The following is a 5,484-nucleotide window of genomic DNA, read 5'->3' as shown; positions in this document are numbered from 1 at the left end:
TCGCCCGTAATGAGCAGGGCCGCAACCGACAAGAATCTACGCATAGCTGGCTATCCTTGTCTTATGGACTACTACGTCAAATTGCACTGAACAATGAAGAACCGCCGTATGCCGAACGGCACGTACGGTGGTGTGAGAGGTGGGAAAACAAAAGTAGGAGGAAACTACTTTTGATTTCCTCCTACTCGGTTCAACAGCTGCTTCTGTATCCGTTCGCAGAGCCCCCTGCGGCAGACACGTTTCCGAAAGTGATCGTGTCACCGGCATTGATCTCATTGCCCCATTCGGACAGTGGTGCACCGTTCAACATGGTCATAGTTTCCGGTGTGCGCTGGCTGTATTTTGCCTTGCCGGGGTGAAGTCCCACGCAGCGGCCATATGTAGTAACTTTCTTTTACTTAAGAATGTTGATTATTTCAGGGCGCATGATTTCTGCTGTCGCGGTCGGTTCGAAGCGCGCGACGACATTGCCTTTGCGGTCGACGAGGAACTTGGTGAAGTTCCACTTGATATCCGAATTCTCACGCCATCCCGGCAAGTTGTTGTCGAACATGTTCTCGAGTATCTCGGTAAGAGGGTGGTCCTTGTCGAAACCGGAGAATCCCTGCTCCTGCTTGAGGTAGGTGTAGAGTGGAATCTCGTTTTCTCCGTTCACGTCGATCTTGTGGAACTGCTTGAACTCGGTGTTGTAGTTGACGCGGCAGAAGTTCACATATTCGGCGTCTGACTCGGGTGCCTGCGCTCCGAACTGATTGCATGGAAAATCAAGAATCTCTAATCCATCCGCAGTGAATTCCTTGTACATGGCCTCCAATTCGTCATACTGCGGAGTGAAGCCGCAATGGCTTGCAGTGTTCACGATCAGAAGCACCTTCCCCTTGTAGTCCGAAAGGCTTATCTGCTGACCCTCGGCATCCTGGACGGTGAATTCATATATCTTGCTCTTTGGGGTGCATGATGCGACGAACAACATCGTCATCACTGAAATCTGGCTGAGAAATCTTTTCATAGGTTCCTTGTTGATCTAAATTATACTGCGCTGCAAATGTAATACAAAAAAATGCGACATAATTCTTTAATCTTCCTGAAATATTGTTGAAATATCTGAGGGGTAAATTCGCGGCGTCGAACCGACAGTTGGTTCAACGCCTGATAATATGAAACTGACCGAAAAGAATTACATAGAACGAGATGTGTCGTGGATGTCGTTCAATTACCGCATCCTTGCAGAAGCACAGAGAAATGAAATACCGCTCCTGGAAAGGTTCAATTTCCTAGGCATATATTCGAACAACCTGGATGAGTTCTTCCGGGTGCGTGTTGCTACCTTAAGCCGTATCGTCGACCTCGCAGACAAGTCCAACCGACAGATTCGCGAGCGTTCGGAGAAGACTCTCAAGACTGTGAACAAACTTAACAGCAGATACGCACAGATCTTCGAGGAAACAGTGCGTGAGGTTACGGAGCAATTGGGCGAACAGCATATTCACCTTGTCAAGGAGAACGACCTGGACGAGGGACAGCGTGCATTCGTGCGCCAGTACTGCCTGTCCAATCTTGCCGGTTCAGTGTCGCCTTCATGGCTCTCTGCAGTCAAGACGCTGACGGCCTCGGCAGATGATACGATCTTCTTGATGGTGAGACTGCAGCTGTGGAAACAGGACAAGAAGAGACCGGAGAGGAACTATGCCATCGTGGAACTTCCAGTACGCCAGCTTGGAAGGTTCATCAAGCTTCCGTCACAGGGAGAGGAACAATACATCATGTATCTTGACGACGTGGTACGCTGCGCCCTTCCATATATGTTCCCGGGAACCGGATACAACCAGTTCGAAGCATGGTCATTCAAGTTCACGAAGGATGCGGAGATGGAGATCGAGTCGGACATTCAGGGCGGAATGCTGCAAAAGATTACCAAGGGCGTCAAGAGCCGCAAGAACGGTCTCCCAGTCCGATTGATCTATGATCATCAGATGCCGAGGGAGGTGCTGAAGCGGCTGATGAAACATCTTGACCTGTCTTCTCTTGACACGATGTTGTCTTCTGGCCGATACCAGAACCATAAGGATCTGATGAAGTTCCCTGACTGCGGACGAGATGACCTGAAGTTCCCTAAGTGGCCTTCCCTGAATCCTGATTGGGTCAGGGACGTGATGGAGAATCAAGGTTCATTCCTGGAAAAGATTCGACAGAGTGACCGATTCATCCATGTTCCTTATCATTCATTTGACGCCTATATCAATCTCCTCAGGGAAGCTGCGGTAAATCCTGACGTGAAGAGCATCAAGACTACTCTTTACCGCCTTGCAAAGGACTCTAAGGTTATAGGTGCGCTCTCGGCGGCAGCAAAGAATGGGAAGAAGGTGACGGTAGTGATTGAGCTTCTTGCACGCTTCGACGAAGAGTCGAATATCGACTGGAGCAAAAAGATGGCCGATGCGGGAATCAATGTGATCACCGGCGTAGAGGGACTGAAGATACATTCAAAAGTCACGCTCATATCTGCGAAAGGGGGAGACGTCGCGGTCATATCAACGGGCAATTTCCATGAAGGAAATGCACGCGCCTACACAGACTTCATGCAGATGACTGCACGGCGACCGATAGTCAACGATGTGGCTCGTGTGTTCGACTTTATCGAGCATCCGTATCTGCCTGTACGCTTCAAGGAACTTATGGTTTCGCCTAACTACATGAAACGTCAACTTCTGGCTCTCATCAACCAAGAGATCAAGAACCACAATCAGGGCCTGCCGGCAGGTATCATGGCTAAGTTGAACCATGTCACCGATGAGACCATCGTCAGGAAGATATATGATGCCGCAGCGTCCGGTGTTAAGGTCAATCTCCTGGTAAGAGGCAATTGTTCTCTTGTTCCTGATCTTCCAGAACTTCAAGGCAATCTCAAGGTAAATTCCATAATCGACAGGTATCTGGAGCATTCCCGTATCCTGATATTTGCCAACGGTTCGGACATCGAGCATCCGGATTCTCGCGAAGACTCTGCCGTGAACCTGAACTATAAGGTGTTCATAGGTTCATCGGACTGGATGCCACGTAATCTGGACCACCGCATTGAGGTCTACACTCCAGTCTATGACGTGAACCTGAAGAAAGAGGCAAAGCTTATCGTGGAGTATGGACTGAAAGACGAGAAAAATGTATTCCGATCACAGCAAGAATTATACAAGCATTATGAAAACAATGGACAATAGTGAGAGCAGTTACAATCTGGCAGCGATTGACATCGGCTCCAATGCGGCCCGCCTTCTCATAAAGAGGGTGACCAGACAGGAAGATGGAACACTGGATTTCCAGAAGTTGCAGTTCGTGCGATTCCCGCTTCGCTTGGGCATGGATGTGTTCACCCATGGCAAGATAAGCAAGGAAAGGGAGGCGAAGTTCACGCACATGATCAAGGCATATCGCCATCTGATGTCGATATATGATGTGGTCGCTTACCGAGCATGTGCGACTTCTGCGCTTCGGGATGCGAGGAACGGTCAGAAGATCATCAGCCGTATCAAGGATGAAACAGGCATTTCGATTGAGATCATAACCGGCGAAGAAGAAGCTAGGACCATCTATGACAATCACATCGAGAAGTTGCTGGTGTCTTCGTCCGGAGCGGAAAGCGGCAGCAAATCGTATCTCTATGTGGATGTCGGCGGTGGTTCTACCGAAGTGAGCTTCATCGCCGATGGCGAATTGAAGGCAAGCCGCAGTTTCAATATAGGAACGCTCAGGCTGCTGAGCGGATTGGTGAACCTGGACTCGATCAGTGCGATGTGCGACCATGTCAAGGTGATGATCGAAGGAAGAACGGATGTGGAGATCATCGGATCAGGTGGAAACATCAATAAACTCTACCGTCTTGTTCCGAAGAAGGAGAAGCTCAAGGATAGGATCAGTCTTGCGCAACTTACCGAACTCTATGGACAGTTGTCGTCGCTCAGCGTGGAGGACAGGATGCGTGAATATGATCTGAGATCAGACCGTGCTGACGTAATCGTTCCTGCAGCGAAGATCTTCATCGCGATCTCCCATGCTGCAGGAGCGAATTCCGTACTTGTCCCGACGATCGGCCTGTCAGATGGTATCATCAACCAGCTGGCCGTTTCGGAGTGATGGTTTCTCGTTAGAATCGTATCATTACCTCAAGGGCGATCTTATCCATCTCGCTTTCCTTCGGAGCCATGTCCGATGAGTAGATATACTTCTCGTAGTTGATGCGTATGTCGGTAGGGAAGAGCTGATTTCTTACCGCGAACGTCATTCCTGCAGTGATTCTCTGTCTGCCAAGGTCTGAAAGTATCAGTTTTTCGGTCTCGGTGTCGAAGCCTTTCTTTCCGTCGCTATGGTCACCCATGCGATCGTATCTCAGCATGTAGCTGATGCTCTGAAGGAAGCTGGATTCTTTCTTTATCAGCTGGCGATAGATGAACATGGAGTTCACCGCATTGCATGGGGAAAAGGCACCGTGGGCGTAAGCTTTGTGGAGATACTCGGCCTCAATGTGGAATCCTGCCCGCTCGTAGGAGGCTCCGATGTCGAAGGATGTGTATGCTGCGTTCCTCTCTGATATCAACTGATGCTGGACGCTTGGTGTCAGCAAAAGTCCTTCGACGGGGAAGAACTGGATCCTGGCGGAATATGCCGGAGTCTTGAACCATGCGGTCTTCTGGTTGTCAAGGTTTGATCCGTTGTAGATGCCGGCATCGAAAGAAAACCATCTGCGACCGTCCTTTCCGCTTAAGTCAAAACCGAGTGCGACACCGACGTCACGCATGTCTCCGACCTGCTTGGCAATGAATGAGCGGTTTGCGAAATACTGTGCGGAAGGGTTGCGGTGGGCGTCGATCGAGAACGGCATTCTCTGCTGTCCGATGGTGATGCGGAAGTCCTTCATCGGGGTCACGCGTACCCATGCGTCTTTCATCTTGATCGCCGACTCATCGCAAAGGTCGACCTCCATCTTGTAAGCTGAACGCTTCTGGATGTTTCCTTCGACTGAGAGTCTTGCATTCCTTACTTCGAACCTTCCTGCGCGAAGGTTGGGCTCATACTCATATTTGCCACGTAGGATACCATGGATTACGGGCTGTGCCACAGCTGGCTCTGTGAGGCAAAATGCCATCAACAGAAAAATAAGATTTGTCTTCATCATTGTCTTTTTTTATCAGGACAAATATCTGAAGACGATGTGTCAGCGAAATTTCAGGATTATTAAAATCCGGTGAAAGCTGCTACTCTATTATCCACAATCGCAAATACGAAATCTGAAAAATTGCAGAAATGCAGATTATTTATTTAATAATATTATTCCATTCAAAATAATTTATATATTTGCAGCATGAGAATCATATCAATCAACAGTCTTCGCGAGTATTGGGAGAAACATCCTGAGACTCAGCAGCCATTGAGCGAATGGTATTTGAAGGTAAGCAAAGCGGAGTGGGAATCGTTCAATGATATGCGAGCGGA

5 protein-coding genes are annotated in these 5,484 nt (G+C 49.0%); 2 read left to right on the top strand and 3 right to left on the bottom strand.

Features of this window, described 5'->3' with window-relative positions; translation table 11 throughout:
* Positions 1-190: 190 nt before the first annotated feature.
* Both AC06ND_RS05585 and AC06ND_RS05580 read right to left on the bottom strand, forming a co-directional pair.
* A complete protein-coding gene (locus AC06ND_RS05585) occupies positions 191-316 on the bottom strand; it encodes a hypothetical protein (protein ID WP_475678007.1) in 126 nt (41 codons plus the stop codon).
* Between the two features lie 78 nt (positions 317-394).
* On the bottom strand, positions 395-1,009 hold the full coding sequence (locus tag AC06ND_RS05580; protein ID WP_475678006.1) for a glutathione peroxidase: 615 nt from the start codon (positions 1,007-1,009) through the stop codon (positions 395-397).
* A 148-nt stretch (positions 1,010-1,157) separates the two neighbouring features.
* Here AC06ND_RS05580 and AC06ND_RS05575 point away from each other — a divergent pair, with 148 nt between their 5' ends.
* Together AC06ND_RS05575 and AC06ND_RS05570 are read left to right on the top strand one after the other, a co-directional pair.
* Complete coding sequence (locus tag AC06ND_RS05575) at positions 1,158-3,215, top strand: RNA degradosome polyphosphate kinase (protein ID WP_475678005.1); 2,058 nt, start codon at positions 1,158-1,160, stop codon at positions 3,213-3,215.
* Positions 3,205-4,128, top strand: a complete 924-nt coding sequence (locus AC06ND_RS05570; protein WP_475678004.1) for a Ppx/GppA phosphatase family protein — start codon at positions 3,205-3,207, stop codon at positions 4,126-4,128. The genes AC06ND_RS05575 and AC06ND_RS05570 overlap by 11 nt, the downstream gene beginning before the upstream one ends.
* A gap of 10 nt (positions 4,129-4,138) precedes the next feature.
* On the opposite strand, the gene AC06ND_RS05565 is transcribed toward AC06ND_RS05570, so the two are convergent.
* Positions 4,139-5,110 carry a porin gene (locus AC06ND_RS05565; RefSeq protein WP_475678003.1) on the bottom strand — a complete coding sequence of 324 codons (972 nt, stop codon included), beginning with the start codon at positions 5,108-5,110 and terminating at the stop codon, positions 4,139-4,141.
* Positions 5,111-5,484: the final 374 nt, after the last annotated feature.

It is taken from the genome of Candidatus Cryptobacteroides sp. (assembly GCF_056207615.1).
Note: the sequence above shows the minus strand (reverse complement) of the source record. Positions and strands in the feature narration are given on the sequence as shown.